The sequence below is a fragment of the Paraflavitalea sp. CAU 1676 genome (assembly GCF_029223285.1).
Lineage (GTDB): Bacteria > Bacteroidota > Bacteroidia > Chitinophagales > Chitinophagaceae > Paraflavitalea.
In genome coordinates this window covers 673,658-689,441 of the sequence record NZ_JARHUJ010000002.1, presented here as the reverse complement: position 1 = coordinate 689,441, position 15,784 = coordinate 673,658, and the positions used below count along the sequence as shown (strand labels likewise).

The 15,784-nt window shown below is 53.0% G+C and carries 8 protein-coding genes; 3 read left to right on the top strand and 5 right to left on the bottom strand.

Annotated features, from left to right (window positions below):
- Positions 1-7: 7 nt before the first annotated feature.
- On the top strand, positions 8-1,033 hold the full coding sequence (locus P2H89_RS07410; RefSeq protein WP_275825970.1) for a LacI family DNA-binding transcriptional regulator: 1,026 nt from the start codon (positions 8-10) through the stop codon (positions 1,031-1,033).
- Here P2H89_RS07410 and P2H89_RS07405 read toward each other — a convergent pair.
- A complete protein-coding gene (locus P2H89_RS07405) occupies positions 1,030-2,094 on the bottom strand; it encodes a hypothetical protein (protein WP_275825969.1) in 1,065 nt (354 codons plus the stop codon). The two genes, P2H89_RS07410 and P2H89_RS07405, sit on opposite strands and share 4 nt — an antisense overlap.
- A gap of 221 nt (positions 2,095-2,315) precedes the next feature.
- On the opposite strand from P2H89_RS07405, the gene P2H89_RS07400 reads away from it, so the two are divergent.
- Positions 2,316-3,689 (top strand): S41 family peptidase, encoded by a 1,374-nt coding sequence (locus tag P2H89_RS07400; protein WP_275825968.1) that lies wholly within the window; start codon positions 2,316-2,318, stop codon positions 3,687-3,689.
- Positions 3,690-3,723: 34 nt separating this feature from the next.
- On the opposite strand, the gene P2H89_RS07395 is transcribed toward P2H89_RS07400, so the two are convergent.
- The 4 genes from P2H89_RS07395 to P2H89_RS07380 all read right to left on the bottom strand — a co-directional run bounded on the left by P2H89_RS07395 (position 3,724) and on the right by P2H89_RS07380 (position 11,562).
- Positions 3,724-5,004 (bottom strand): gliding motility-associated C-terminal domain-containing protein, encoded by a 1,281-nt coding sequence (locus P2H89_RS07395; RefSeq protein WP_275825967.1) that lies wholly within the window; start codon positions 5,002-5,004, stop codon positions 3,724-3,726.
- A 135-nt stretch (positions 5,005-5,139) separates the two neighbouring features.
- Positions 5,140-6,816, bottom strand: coding sequence for a SprB repeat-containing protein (locus tag P2H89_RS07390; protein WP_275825966.1), 1,677 nt, complete (start codon positions 6,814-6,816; stop codon positions 5,140-5,142).
- A 17-nt stretch (positions 6,817-6,833) separates the two neighbouring features.
- The gene (locus P2H89_RS07385; protein WP_275825965.1) at positions 6,834-9,587 is read right to left on the bottom strand and encodes a CHAT domain-containing protein; all 2,754 of its coding nucleotides are present in this window, start codon (positions 9,585-9,587) and stop codon (positions 6,834-6,836) included.
- Positions 9,568-11,562 carry a PKD domain-containing protein gene (locus P2H89_RS07380; RefSeq protein ID WP_275825964.1) on the bottom strand — a complete coding sequence of 665 codons (1,995 nt, stop codon included), beginning with the start codon at positions 11,560-11,562 and terminating at the stop codon, positions 9,568-9,570. Before P2H89_RS07380 ends, P2H89_RS07385 begins: the two co-directional genes overlap by 20 nt.
- An 89-nt stretch (positions 11,563-11,651) precedes the next feature.
- Here P2H89_RS07380 and P2H89_RS07375 point away from each other — a divergent pair, with 89 nt between their 5' ends.
- Complete coding sequence (locus P2H89_RS07375) at positions 11,652-15,500, top strand: hypothetical protein (RefSeq protein WP_275825962.1); 3,849 nt, start codon at positions 11,652-11,654, stop codon at positions 15,498-15,500.
- Positions 15,501-15,784 lie beyond the last annotated feature (284 nt).

The following is a 15,784-nucleotide window of genomic DNA, read 5'->3' as shown; positions in this document are numbered from 1 at the left end:
GCGCCCTATGCCTAATATCAGCATGAAGCTATTAGCGAAGGAACTGCAACTCTCCGTATCGACCGTGTCGAAGGTGTTCACTGACAGTCATGAGATCAGTGAGCAAACCAAACAGAAGGTGCTGGCCCTTGCGAAAAAGCTCAATTACGTTCCCAACCCTTATGCCAGCAGTCTGCGCAAAAGGAAAAGCAAAACCATTGCCGTGGTATTGCCCGAAGTGGCCGACAGCTTCTTTTCCATGGCCATCAATGGTATAGAATCCATCGCCCGCGAAAAAGGCTACCATGTATTGATCTATCTCACCCATGAACAGATGGAACGCGAACAGGCCATCCTGTCCGACTTCCAGAGCGGCCGGGTAGATGGTGTATTGATCTCCATTTCGAACGAAACGACCAACGACGAGCACATCATCGATATGATGCAACGGGGAATACCCGTGGTATTCTTCGACCGCGTTTGTGAAGAAACGGCCACCACCCGCATTACTACCAACGACCGCGAAAGCGGACAGCTCGCCGCCCAGCACCTCATAGACCAGGGCTGCCGCAACATTGCCTACCTCACCATCTCCGGCAGCCTGTCCATCAGCCGCAACCGGCTGGCGGGCGTAAAGCAGGCGCTCACAGCGCATCGTACCCCTTTTAATGAGCGCAACCTGGTGATGTGTACAGATAATGAGGAAGAGAACCTGCGGATCATCAAGGAGCTCTTGCAACGCAAGGATCGCCCCGATGGCATCATTGCTTCGGTAGAGAAATTAACGGCGGCGGTATACCTGGCCTGTAAAGAATTGAAAATCGCTATACCGGGTAAGCTGAAAGTGATCAGCTTCTCGAACCAGACGACGGCGCCCATACTCAATCCTTCACTGACTACCATTACCCAGCCGGCATTCGCGATGGGCAAACTGGCTGCGGAAGTATTGTTCAATAGTCTGAAGAAAACGAATGTAACACTCAAGGCCGAGACGGTCGTAGTGCCATCGGCACTGGTGGTGCGGGAATCTACTACCGGGCGCGATCTGGGTTAGCTATACGTGGTTGCTCCCCGTAAAGGTGCGCGCCTGCGGTTTGCAACGTATTGTTGCCATCCTTTTTTATCGACCTTTACGGTGGCCAATTGCAGTAGCCATAAAATCAAAGCCGCAGCAGTGAATATGACAAAATACCCCATCGACGTCGAATAACGGTTATGATACGGTTCGAATACAGGCATCACCACGAAAGGTGTTTGCTCGTAGTCACGAAAGGCTTCCCGTACTGTTACCTCCAGTTGTAAGCGATCGTCATTGTTAGCAGGACGCACCAGGTAGGAGAAGTTATCCGGATCGTGTCGCTGGAAGTCTTCGATCGAATGTTGAATGAATCGCTCCATAGCCGCTTTCCGCCTGAACTCACTTATATCCCGGCTGATAGAAGTATCGTACATAAAGCAAAGCCATATCGCTGAAACTGTGCCGGGTTGAGGCTTTTTAACATTTCCGGCACTTTCATTTTTAGCATACAAATTGCCTGTTTGAAACTCCCTGGAGGCAGTATCGATCTGCCAGGCATCTTTTTGAAGCGACTGTAGGGGGAAATCCTTGGTTGCATATACGGGCAATACGATCACCAGCGTATTTTTCGTGCTGGTTCTTCTTCCGCCTGAATAAGTGATGAATTCCCTTCTATAGGTATTGTAACGATCGGCTTTATGATCCTTGATCGTATAATACCTGGCGCCTTGCTGACTCAGCACCTCCGATGGATCATTCAGCTGCTTGCGTTGCCCTGCTATATCCATCAGTAGATACTGGCTGGACACCATCGGGCCCACAACCAGGATGCCGATCACCGCCAAATAGCCCGAACGGTCATTGCGGTACTTTTTAGGGCCCTCCAGCAGGTTAACCCGTTTGATGAAATAAAGGCTTGAAACAGTCCACACCAATATGATAGGCAACACCCAATGAGAGAGTTGAATGTGCGGATCGCTCCAGGCAAATACCGAAACCCATAGCCAGTGCAACAATGAATAACCGCCAATGCAGGTGAACAGGATGATCACAAATGGCCAGTACAGATATTTATATTTTTCGGATCGTGGGGTCATAGGTACTTCAGTAATCCTTTAGTCGCAGGTTACTCGTCGAAGTTACAGCAGACCGTGCATTTCGCAAGCCCACCAACTGATCATGAGCTGGCATGACTTCCATTAGAATGTTAAATATGTCTGAGGCGGTGCAACAGATATGGGTACAGGCATTATCTTGTAAGCATAACCGCTTGTAACACCAAGCCTCACTGTTTCCAATGAAAACAACCCTTCTATTCTTGACTTGCCTCGCCGGATGGCAGGCCCTCCACGCGCAGGTTACTCCCAGCGACAGTTTGTACAGCGTAGCGCATTTACAGGAAGACCTCGCCTATCTTAAAAAACAGGTATATGATGTGCACGCGTTTCCGCATACTGAATACAACCGGGCACAATACGATCAGCTATTCAATAGCCTCCAATCGCAGATTACCCATCCGTTGAACGCCACCGCCTTCCTGCGCCTTTTAAAACCTGCCATCGCTCACCTGGCCGATGAACATGCCAATATCGGCATGCCGCAAAGCCGGCTTACGGCGGCGCTCAATGTGCAGCCGGTATTCCTGCCTTTTACCCTGGAGAAAAAGGGAGCTTTTTACTACGTGGCAGATCTCCTGGCAGGCAATCACCTGGTGAAATCAGGACAGGCCATCGCAGAGATAAACGGGGTAGACATCAACACCTGGATAGATCGCTGCGCCAATTTTGCCAGCGGATATGCCGATCAAAGAGCAGCAACAGTCGTGCGTCGTTTTGGCTACTATTTCGGCTGGGCCAACACCCGCAACGATACCAGTTTCAGCATCCGCCTGCTGGAAGGTAAAACCTACCGCGTAGCCGGCGTTGACCTCGAAGCCTGGAATGTTTATTACGATCAGCAGGCCGGCAAAACCAATTGCACAGAAAGGATACGCTATCACCAAACCGGCAACACCGGCTTTATCGATGCCTGCTCTTTCGATGCCAAGAAAACCGGGCCCTACACGCTCAATACCATCCGCGCCAGGATCGACAGCATTTTCAATGTCATCAAAGAGACAGGCATAAAGAACCTGGTGATCGATGTGAGCAATAACGAAGGCGGTAATTCAGCAGTGGGTGATTACCTCATCGCATACATCAACAGAAAGCCCTATCAGGATTATCGATCTACCTGGAAACGCAGTGCCGAATACCAGCGCCTGTACGAGTCATGGGGCTTTAAGAATGAACAATACAACAATACACCCATCGGTGAGACCATACAATTTCAACCCGGCACCGTTACACCACCAGTAGTGCCCTACCCTTTTACCGGCAAAGTGATGGTATTGGTAGGCAAGCATACCTTCTCCAGCGCTATCCTGTTCGCTACGCTGATCAAAGACAATGCGATCGCCCCCATTGCCGGTCAGGAGCCCGCAGATGGTCACCCTAATCATTTTGGTGAAATGTACAATACCAAACTCCCGCATACGAAGATCGACCTGCGCTTTGGCGTCAAAGAATGGATCAGGCCGGCCGGCAAGGAGACCAAAGATGGTAACCGACTGGTGCCTGACATTATACTAACCGATAAAGAAATGCTGGACGAAAAAGCAGTGATCAAAAAAGCCCTGATGACGAGAAAGTAGACCGGGCGGCGCAGCTGAAGCCGACAGCACTCCATCACCGCACAATGGTAACCGTACCCCGGCGTTGAACCGGGCGGTTCATCAGGTCAAAGCCGGCAGCCACCCACACAAACGTGCCCGTTTGCAATGCCCCCCGGTACAGGCCATCCCATCCCCTTTCGGCGCGGCTCGTAAAGAACACCTGTTCGCCAAAGCGGTTAAAGACCATGAGGTATTTGAAACTTTTCATGCCGATCGGTATGGCCTTGAAGGTATCATGGTTGCGGTCGCCATTGGGCGAAAATGCATTGGGCACAAAGATGTCTGCTACCTGGTACACTTTAATAGCGATCGTACCCTCACCCTGACAGCCTTCGGGCGTAGTGCCCTTTACTTTGTACGTGATATCGTTGTTGAGCGTCGCCACGGGCGCTTGTATCGATGCGTTGTCAAGTCCCGTGCCTGGCGACCAGCTGTAACTGGTAAAGCCGCTACGGTTCACGTCCTGCGCATACAGGGGCAGCGGTTGCCGCGCCATGATGGCGGTATCTTTTCCGGCAAATATTACCCCGGGTGGTGTAACCGTCACCGTAACCGCGTCTTCCGCCAGCGATGTGCAATGATTGCCATCGGTGACGGAAAGGTAGTAAGTAATAGATTTCGCGGGCGCTTGCACCGTAGGCCCGGCGGTCGCTGCATTGTCGAGGTAAGTAGTCGGCTGCCATTGATAAGTCAACCCGCCGCTGCCGTTCAATTGAACCGACTTGCCCGAGCAGATGGTAATTTTGTCTCCTGCATCCGCTACCGGTGCCCGGTTTACGCGTACCACCACAGAGTCCTTCACCTGACAAATACCGATGCCCAGCGTAACGTAGTATTTGGTCGTCGTAATGGGAGACGCTTTGGGTTGCCAGGCCTGTGTATTATCGAGCCCTGCGGCCGGCGACCAGCTGAACGAACCTGCCGAAGCATTGGTTTGCACCGGCAAGGTCACCGATTTGCCTTCGCAGATGGTAAGGTCATTACCGGCTTCCAAAGTAACCGTATTCACAAAAGGAACCGATACCGGCTGATTGTTGAGGCAGCCACGCGCATCACGCACCCTGATCATATAATTGCCCGATGGCAGGTTGCTGAAGGAAGGATCCTGTTGCCACAAGGTGCCGTATAGCGAAAATTCAAAAGGCGCCGTTCCTCCGGCGGGCTGCAACTGAATAGCTCCCTCATTGTTGCCACATCCCGCAGCGATGGTAGTGGCTGTCAACGTTGGTGTGTTCGACATATCCGGCACGATCTTGACCTGACCTACTGCCGTACATTGATTAGCGTCTTTCACCAATACTGTATAGTCGCCCGCCTTCAGGTTGTTGAATTGATTGCTTGCCTGGTATTGAAATCCACCATCGATCGCATAGGTATAAGGCCCTGTGCCTCCAGTGCCCGTGATCGTCAGCGAACCGCCCTGGCCATTTCAACCGGCTGGCTGTGGAGTAACCTGGATACCCGGACCTGCAATATTGGCCACCGTAACGGATTTAGTAATAGTGAGTGACGTATTATCTTTTACGGTGACCATATAGTTGCCCGAAGCAAGGCCGTTAAATATAGGAGTGCCCTGCCAGGTACTGCCATCGAGCGAGTACTGAAAAGGTGCGGTGCCGTTAGTTACGTTTACTACAATGCTGCCATTGTGGTTGCCACAGATAGAACTGGAAGGTGTAAGGGTAAATTGCATACAGCGATCCTTCACGGTAGCTTGCGTGCTACCGGCGAGTCCGCGCGAATCCTTGATCATGATTGTATAGTTGCCGGGAGCCAGTCCGCTGAATACCGTACTTGCCTGATAATTGCTACCGCCATCGATGCTGTAAGTATAAGGACCCACACCACCTACCGGCGAAGCGGTGATCACCCCATCCGACGCGCCACAAAGCGCATCGTTAACGACGGTGGTCACCTGCGGACAATCATCCTGTACTTCAGCGAATTGGGTTTGCACGGAGCCGTTAGCATCCCTAACCGTGACGATATAATACCCGGTAGCCAAACCGGTAAATGCATTCGACGATTGAAAATTGAGGCCATCGATGGAATACTGATACGGTGCAGTACCACGACTTACGGTGACTGTAATGCTGCCATCGGTCAGGCCACAGCTTGCTTTGGTAACCGTAGCGTTTAAGACCATGTCGCAATTGGGCCAGATAGCGATGGTCCAAAGACTCACCTGGCCCGAATTGCCTTTGATATAGAACGTGTGCATACCAGGTGGCAGGTTACTCAAGGTGTTGGATGACTGATAGCTGATACCATCCAGCGAGAGCATAAATGGGGCATCTGCCCAAAATGGAGTGATGGTAATATTGCCCTCGTTCGTGCAACTGTATTGGCTATAGCCCATACCAAGGGGTCTCGAACAACCAGGGGCACTTAAAGAAGAAATGAAAGGATAGACGCCTGTGCATCCATTGGCATCTTTTACGATCGGGTAATAGGTGCCTGGCGCAAGGCCGGTGAATACATTGGATGTTTGAAAACTGATACCATCCAGTGAATAGGTATACGGCGCAGCACCGCCAGAAGCAGCCACCGTAACGGAGCCATCTCTGGTAGCACAACCCGTTGGGTTTACGGCACTCTGTATGTTGACGGTGGGCGCCAGGAAATTATTACTCACAGAAACAGTCGTGGTAGCCGTGGCGCCGAGGGCATCCTTAACACCCATAACATGCGTGGAAGGGCCTGATACAAAATATACCGCACTGCTCTGGTAAAAAGCCCCATCCATATTGTAAGTATAAGGCGGCGTACCCCCCGAGGCGGTGATGGTGACCTGTCCCGTATAGCGTTGGCAGGTACCCGGTGTACTGCTGGCTGAAATGAGTAGTGGTGCTGCTGACCGCGCAGTAGCAGAGGGCGCAATATTCCTGCCGGCCGGTAAAGAACGCGCTTGCTGTTGAGCTGGTAATTGGCCTGTAGATGAAATACGTTCATGGTACACCACTTTACCGCCTTCTATATAAATCGTATCCCGTACGGTGGCAGAGGTAAATACTCTTTGTGGTTTTGTTTGTGCAATGGCAGTATATTCTGCAGATAGCAGTAACAGTAAGAGCAGTAAGTAATTGGTTCGGGTGGTGTTGAACATCGGGACGAACAATGTGCTCAGGCAAGATACTTCTTTTTTAAGAACAGGCCGGTCGCCGTTAGTAACACAATCCCTCCCACCCAATAAAGCCAGGAAATCGGTCGCGCAGGAGGTTGCAACGGCACCCGCTGCAGGTGTCCGCTGTATTGCATAGCCGCCCAGTAATAGGGCAACAATAAGGCAGGTTGCTCCGGGTGCGCATGCAACCAATGCAGTTTGGCCTGCTGCATGGCAAGCCCAGCGTCCTGCTGCCGGCCCAATTGGCCGTAAAACTCCTGCAGTATCACGCGGGCCGCATCGTCGTGCACATTCCAAAGGCCCGCCACTACTCCACCCGCACCGGCAGCCGTAAAGCCCCGGGCCAGACTGTTAACCCCTTCCCCATCGAGCCAGGCGCCATCGGCCGTTTTACAGGCACCCAGCACCACCAGCGAGGGGGCAAAATGCCGGTTGCGCAGATCGAATAAGTAAAAGGGCTGGTCGTACAACTGCAGGTAAGCATAGGCCCCCTGCGGCGCTCCGGCAGCATGGCTGCTGATGTGCACCACACCGAGCGTGCCGGCCTGCCGGGTAAACTGTCGCCAGGTAGCCGCCGTGTCGAGGTAATAGTCTCCCTGCACCAAAGCCTGTATGGCCTTGTATTCCTCCTCCACCGCCAACGCCGGCTGGGGCTGGTCTTTTCCCTTCGCCACAAAAAAGCCCGTAAACCGGTGTATGGGATAAGTGGCGCTCTGCTGCTGATACCAGGTCTGCAATGACCAGGCCTGCGATAGGGTAACTTGTTTCATCAGGAAGGGCCAGTCGCCAAACTGATGACTGTATCGATCGTTTGTCGGTAACGCATCGAAGGGCAGGTAACTGAATTGTCCGTCCGGTATCAGGAGATAACGTTTACCTGCCTGCCAGGCATAGTCGCCAAACAGCGCCCGGTACAGCGCAGCACTTTCCTCAAAATACTTCCTGGGCGCATTGAGCATGGCCCCCGCGCCTTGTAAATACCACCGCCGCACAAATTGTGCAATGGTATCCTGCAGCGGCGCGCTGTGCGCAATTACACGAATGTCTTTGATGGATTGGTTATTGGCCTCGATAATAAAACTCGTATCGCGCCCTGCAAAGAATTCCAGCAAGGTTACTCCCGCGGGCAGTGCCTGTAAATATTGGTGCAAACTTTCTGCAGTAAGCACCGTATGATCAACGGAAGGTCCTGCGGGCTGTTGCGATCCTTTGCGCAGCAGGGATAGTTCATATTCGGTAGACTGCAGGTTGCCGGCAATAGTATTGTTGCGGGGATTGGTGGCCAGTTCGCGCTGGTAATAGGCAGTTGCTTCTTCCAGTTGTTGAATCCGCCGGGCCACACTATCATCGATCGCATGCGTGGGCGCGCGCAGCGAGCGTTCCTGCGCCAGCAGCTGCGCTTTCGACCATTCTGCAATCAGCAGCAGTTGTTCTTTATAGCCGGGTGCACCGGTCTTCTTCCAAAGCCTGTAAGCCAGTTGCATCGCAGCCCCTGCCCTCGCTTTGGCCAGTTCCTGCTCTTTCAGTTTGGCCGCATTGGTGTAAAAAACGCCCTGCAACCTATGCACCGCATTAAATACGATCAGGTAATGTGCTAGTGCTGTTTGAGGTTGCTGCATCCGCTCCAGTACGGCCGCTTTGCCGGCAAGCGCATCCGTTAGCAGGCTCTCGCTGTAGAGTAATCGCATATCAGGCACAGCATCGGGGTTTGGCGGATTCCATTGCGGCAGCAAACCTTGCAAAGCGGCCTGGTAAGCCAGCAAAGCAGGCTTCAGATCGCCCGCCTGCAGGTAAACAGCCCCCAGCAACACAGCCGTTTTGGCTTTCTCGCGCTGGCGGGTGTTGGGATATTGTTGCTGCAGCCATCGCTGGGCATCGAGCGCAAACCTTACAGCATTCTTTACTTGCTGTTGCTTCAGTGCGATCTGAGCAGCCAGCTGCAGGGCACTGCCATACCAATAAGCAGCCTCCGGCTCACGGCGATGCTTTGCCAGCCATTGCAAAGCCTGTGCACTCACCAGGGCGGCCGTATCATACCGCCCTTCTTCGGCCAGCACTTCTGCACGGGTACTTAACAGTAAACCATACAGGGCCGATTGCCGCGATACCGCCCGCAAACCGGCCTGCGCGTACTGGCTGGCAGCCGCCAGGTCGCCCTTCCAGCGGGCACAGGTGGCCATATTGCTGTAAGCTGCCGCTACCTCCTGTTGATGGCCCTTTTTCCGGGCAAGCTGCAACACTTTATCATGAATGTATAACGCCGTATTGTAATCGCCGAGTCTTGTATAATTGTTGCCCAACGGCTTTAACAGGTAATCCGTCACATTATCGGCATCGGGCAAAGGATAGGCATCGTAGAACTGCAGTGCCGCCTCGTAACCGTTGATAGACGACAGGATATTGCCCGTTTGCAATTGATAATAGCCTTGTAGTATCAGCAGGTTGAACCAGGCCAGCCGTTCATCGTAGCTCTTGTACGATCGCCAGGCAGCCTGTTGCGTATTCATCAGGAAACCGATGCGCGCCACCGGCGCCGCATCCACATAATCGATGCGGGCATACAACCATTTCTCCAGGTTGTCTTGCTGCTGCAGCATCGTTAACTGCTGCTGCAACGAAGCCGGCAGCTGGAGGCTATCTGCCCCCTGCACTGTCGGTGCACCATAGCATAGTATATAAAAAAGCAAAGCTGCCCGGTACAGGCAGCGTAAAAATAAGCGGGTATGTTGCGCTCTATAGCTTCCAGCTGGCATAGAGGAATAAGCGTTGGTGTGATGGGTTGCTGTATTGCAGGAAGCGGATACCGGCGGCAGGTCCGGCCCGCACCAGTCCTATCTGCAGGTCGGCGAAGAGTGCCCCGCGCCAGTTGGTAAACGATTCTGTTTGCGGACCGCGGGTGCCTGTTAGTTGTTGCAACCCCTGACCATTGGGCCTTTGCACATAGGTCTCTACCCTCGCTTCTGTCGAACGCTCCACTTCCACACCCACCAATGCTCCGGCGCCCGCTACGAGAAAGCTATTGATATTATAACGCAGAAAAACTGGGATGGCTTCCAGCGCCAATACTTTTTGTTTGAGGTAAGCATCGCGGTACTCGACCTTGTACCCCGCTCCATTGATCACCGTATCACCGCCCGTGCGCCGCCCTTCAAATGATTCATAGCTGCGCGACTTTTGCAGGTACAACTCCCATTGAAAATATTTACGGTAGGCCTTGTATTCCGATAACGTAAAACCCAGCACATAGTTCTGCGGCAGTATATCCGACGGCTTACTGCCCGGCAGGAAATTATACCCCAGCACAACACCCGGCGAAAGTCCGCGCTTGAAGCGCCCTACCGATCGGTTGGTATAGATGGGTTCATTTTTATCAAATACGATGGAGGCGCTGCTGGTAAAGGGCAGCTTCTTCATGCCTTTATTGAAACGTAGTTTATAGCGTATATAACCCATCGTCGAATCGGGATCATTGATGCCCTCCTGCTGCGTACCCGGCAGGTAGATATTCCGGAACACAAATTGAATACTGTCTTTCGTCAGGATGGTATCGATACAGCTTTGGTTGGCATAGGCCGAATCGCACCACACGCAGGCCGGCTTCATATCAACCAGCTCCACCGTACCGGTATTGAGCATACCCGGAATGGTCACCGTGACCGCCACTTTTTTAGCGGGCCCCTTGCCGGTATTCTGGAACTGCACTTTGTAAATATTAGCCCGGTTCCTGCCGGTGAACCGATAATTAAGCCGGCGGTTCTTCAGCATCAGCCGGTTGGGGTCGTGCGAGGCCACGATCTGTAATTCGAGGTTGTATTGCTCTACATCCTGCGATGGATCGTCGGGAATGAACAGCCCGGTGATCGTTACCACCGCATTGGTGTCTTTGATCATCTCGGGCAGGGTATTCAATTGCAGGAACATGAACTGCTGCTGCCCCTGCTCCACCTGGTCGATGCGCCAGATATGGTGTTTGCGAAAACCCTCCATCTGCTGTTTCAGTAATTGACGCAACTGCGGCCTGGCATCGGCAATAGCCGCTTGCTGGCCACCCGCCACGAACAAACCCTTTGCGCGGCTGCCTTCTTCAGGAGTACGCCATGCTTCTGCCGGCGCATAGGCCAGCAGGGAGTCGAGCCCGATGCTCCTCTCTTCGTGGTACATACGGGCCTCGGCCAGGTCGAAACTGTTCTGGGCAAATTGCTTTTCATTGTACAACAGCATCACCGAGCCGCTTACGGGGCGTGCATGGGCTTCCTTGTTGCGATAGCCCAGCAGCAACACCATGTCTTCGCCCGGTTTGGCCAGCTGGTTGGTGATCATTTCCAGCGAACCGGCCCCCTTGAAGAAAGGAGGCGCCGTATTGGCCGCCAGCATGCTCTTCTTCCCTACTTTGATCTTCTTAAGGCGCGTAGGTGGTTTCTTGCCGTCATCGTAATTATTGGTGGCATATAGCCGTATAGGATAGTCGCCGGTATCGCGGTACACATGTACCGGCTCTTTCTCAAAACTGTAGGTACCATCGCCAAACTCCCAGAAATAGGTATAAAAAGGCGCCGGGGCGCCCGCCACACCGCGCAGGGCACGCAGCTGGGAAGTAAACTTCACGCGGTTGTCTTCTATCTGTGGTTCCACCACTGCGGGCAGCGTATCGTTGATCTGGGCTACTACCGGCAGGGCATACAGGAGTATGCTCATCACCGGCATCAGCAGTCGGGTTCGTCTCATCATGTTCAGCCGTTTAAGGTATCTGTGCGTATATCAACGGTACGGATCATTTGTTACCTCCTGTAAGATATAAAAAAAACGTATCTTACAATATGGCCGTTAAACCATTGGTAAGGAAGCTGTTGAAGATAGCTGGAATAGGCATGGGGATCCTGCTGGTGTTGCTGGTGGTGGCCTATTTCTGGTTTGTGCGCCATGCCGAGAGCATCATCCGTGAGATCGTTTCGTCCAAATCCAATGGCACCGTCGATCTTACGCTTAAAAGCATCACCTACAACTTCGGCGAACGCCGGCTCAACCTCAAAGAGGCCATCATCTTCAATACCGATTCCGTCAGCACGAAAACCGCCTACCGGATCAAGGTCAAAAACCTCAGTCTGCAGTTGCACAAACTCAGGCCCCTGCTGCTGCACCGCGAACTGGTCATCGACAGCATCCTCATCAACGATCCCGACATCTCCGTCATGAAGTTCGATACCGCCGAAAAAAGACACGGTTCCCTCGCCCGCGAGATCGGCGATGTATACCACTCCATCCAACAGGCGCTGAACCTTTTCCAGATCGATCATTTCCGCATCGCCAATGGCCGCTTCTCGCTCGATAACCGCGCCCGGGTCGACTGGCAGCCAGTCAGCATTTCCAATATATTCTTTGCCATCAACCATATACAGGTAGGTGGCGGCAAAAAAGATGACAACGTTTTCCATTTCACCGACGACATAGAATTCCGCACCGATCACCAGGTCATCACCTTCCCCGACCAGCGCTACCGCATGTCCTTTGGTAAATTCAGGATACACGTCAGGAATGGTGAAATAGCTCTCGACAGTTGTACCATCAAAACAACCGGCTTGCGCCAACAGGCCGTAGACGTTCACCTGTTCTTCGATAAACTCCGTTTCATCAATATCGATTTCCCCGCACTGTATGGCAATGGGATGATCCAGGCCGATTCGATGTATGCTACCAACCCCGTGCTCAACCTGCACGTGAAGATCGATAGCACCCGGCAACGGAACGCACCACCCGTGCGCATGGACACACTGCTTCGTCACCTCGGAGTCAATACGCGCCTGAAGTATATGGGGGTCAAAAACGTGAGCACCTCCGTGGTCACTGATCACGGCGTACAATCGGCCACCTTCAAAACCAATGGCGATGATTTCGAGATGCGCGACCTCGTCATCGAACGCCATGCAAAAGAACCGGTATCGGTGGGCCGCTTCGATATGGCCATCAGGGGCTATACCAGTTTGAACAAAGACAGTACCTATCGCTTCAAGTTCGACAGCATCCGCATTGTCAACTCCAACATCCTGCTGAACAATTTCTCTATCAACAGCCTCGAAAAAGCGCCTGTGGTAAGGCACCACCAGTTGCCCCTGCTCGAGCTGGATAGCCTTTCGTGGGAAGAGCTGATCTTCCACCGCCACGTACAGGCAAAGCAGGCCATCCTGTACCGCCCCGAGATCCACTATACAAAAATGATCAGGTCAAAGAGCGGCCGCAAATTGTCGCTGTACTCCATGCTCAATTCGATCGACAAGATAATGTCGCTCGAACGCATACGGATCATAGATGGCAACGTCTTCTTCGAACCCAATCCAACGACCAAATTGCAATTGCACCAGGTCGACCTCACGGTGCAAACCAACCGCTTCCTCGCTGCACGCAGTACCGGCATGTTGGGTGATGCCGTAGATTCCCTGCATTTCAAAACCGGCAGCATCCATACGGGCAAACTACAGGCCTCCATTACCAATGGAAGTTTTACCGGCAATGGCACGCGCTTGCAGGCTGAGGACGCTACCATTCGCAACCTGGCCGGCAACCTCACCATCCGGGCCAAAGGCCTGCACATGGCCGATATTGCCATCAACGACAGCAGCGAGCATATTTCGATCGGGTCACTCGGTTGGAAAGAAGCCAACGTAGCGATCCGAACCGGGGCCCCTACAGAAAAAACAGCAGCGCCACCCGCACTCAGTGTATTGGCCAGCCGCATAGAGGGGGCCAATACCCAATTATCGCTCACTACACCTGGCAGTACCCTCCACACATTGATAACGAAGCTATCATTGCGTGATGTAGCGCGCAACGCGGGCACACCGATAAAGACCGGTGCCGTGATCATAGAAGGAAAGCATTTACAGTTTACCGGCAAAGACCTGCTATGCAATACCGGCGATTATGCCCTGCGCGACCGGGCGCCATCGTATATCAATAACCTGCGCATCACGCACCAGAACGATCGCGATTCTTTTATAGCAGCCGTGCCGCGGGTAGACCTGGTACCCGATATAGCGGCGCTGCTGGAGGGGCATATCGTGGCTGGCAGCGTATCGCTGCAAACTCCCTCGGTATGGGCCAAACTGAGTGCGCCGGTAGCCAAGGCCGCATCAGCGCCTCCTACCGCAAAACCATTGCCCGTACTGCATATCGGGAAAATAACATTGGCGCAGCCCGTCATCCATATCGAACAGGAAAAGGATTCGCATGCCTTGCGGTTACAGTGGAACCAGGGGAAGGACCCGGCCCACAACCAGTGGGTCGTCGAAGAAATTAAACATAATGGTAAGGAGCCCCTTACCATCGGCAAACTGGCCCTTTCTGGTACGGATGTATCCTTCACCCGTCATTCGGCCAAATCCTTGTTGTTAAAACCCCAGCGTATTCAGCTGGTGCTCACGAATACCAAACTGGCAGCAGGCACGCACCACGACATTCCCTGGTCAACCATCGTTAGCCATTTCGACCTCCGGGATCTGCGCCTCGATGGCATTGGCAAAGACAGCGGCCGGCTCAACCTCGCGTCCCTGACGCTGGAGCAGCTGCACCTGCAGGCCGGCCAGAAGCCGCAGGAATGGCTCGATAACAGTCCGCATTTCTACCTCCGCGACCTCTCGGGCGACCTGCATTCCACCAAAAATGACTTCCGCTGGCAGGGACTGCGGTATCACCAGCAGCAACGCTTGCTGCAGGTCGATTCATTCGCCTACCGGCCTGTATTGGAACGGGATGACTGGGTAGCGGCCCAGCCCTGGCAAACCGATTACATACAACTCAACACTGGCCGTATCGACCTGCACCGGCTTGACCTGCATCGGTTGCTGAACGATTCAATGGTGCATATCTCGATGGTTAAAGTGCAGTCGCCGTTTATATCGGTGTACCGCGACAAGCGTCCGCCCCGGCAACCCAACGTGATCCGCGACCTCCCTGTAAACCAGCTCAAAGGACTGCCGTTCAAATTGAAGATGGACAGCGTGATCGTAGCGGAGGGTAAAGTGCAGTATGAAGAACATAGTGAGAAGACTAATAAATCGGGCATCATACCCATCGGGCGCCTGAATGCCACCTTATTGAATGTGAAAAGCTATGCACACGAGCAGCACGATAGCCTCAAACTACAGGCCCGCGCCGCCCTCTTCGATTCCATCGAAGTGTCGCTCCGCCTGCATGAATCCTATTCCGACAGCCTGGCGGCCTTCCTGATGACCACCCGCATCGGGCGTGCCAACCTATTGTTGCTCAATAGTGCCGTAGAGCCATTGGCCTCCGTGCGCATCCGTTCGGGTTATCTCGATACGCTCACCATGCGCGCCATTGGCCGGGAATATCTGTCATATGGGGAAATGCACATGATGTATCGACAGCTAAACGTCGAATTCCTGCAAGGTGGTGATGGGGAGAAGAAGAACTTCATGACCAAGGCCATCACTTTCGTAGCCAACGCCTTCGTGATCAAAAGCCGCAACCGGGGTAAAACGGGTATCATCTATTTCGAGCGCCTGCGCGACCGCTCCATATTCAACTATATGATCAAGATGTTGTTGAGCGGCGCCGGCACCAGCATTGGCGCCAAGAGCAACAAGAAATACATAAAGCACTATAAACGCGAGTTGCGCAAGCAACAACTGCCCCCCATCAACTACCACTAAGTGGTAATTCCTGGATCAGATAAATGGCTTGCCCGGTGTGCCTGAACGGCCCATCGTGGCCCCTCTGCTCAATAAAAGTTTTCCTGCACTCAAGGAGCACCTTCTTCAACTCAATAGGGTAACGTAACGGAATGCATCGCCTGTACCTTTAACAGGATGATGATAAAATAATTTTGGAGGTATCTACTAACCCACTTATCTTGTGGACTAATAAGAACTCCTCCTGCTATTAATTAAGTCATATCATACTTCGTGCTGTTGTAGCAGTCAGCCAATGATGGGTT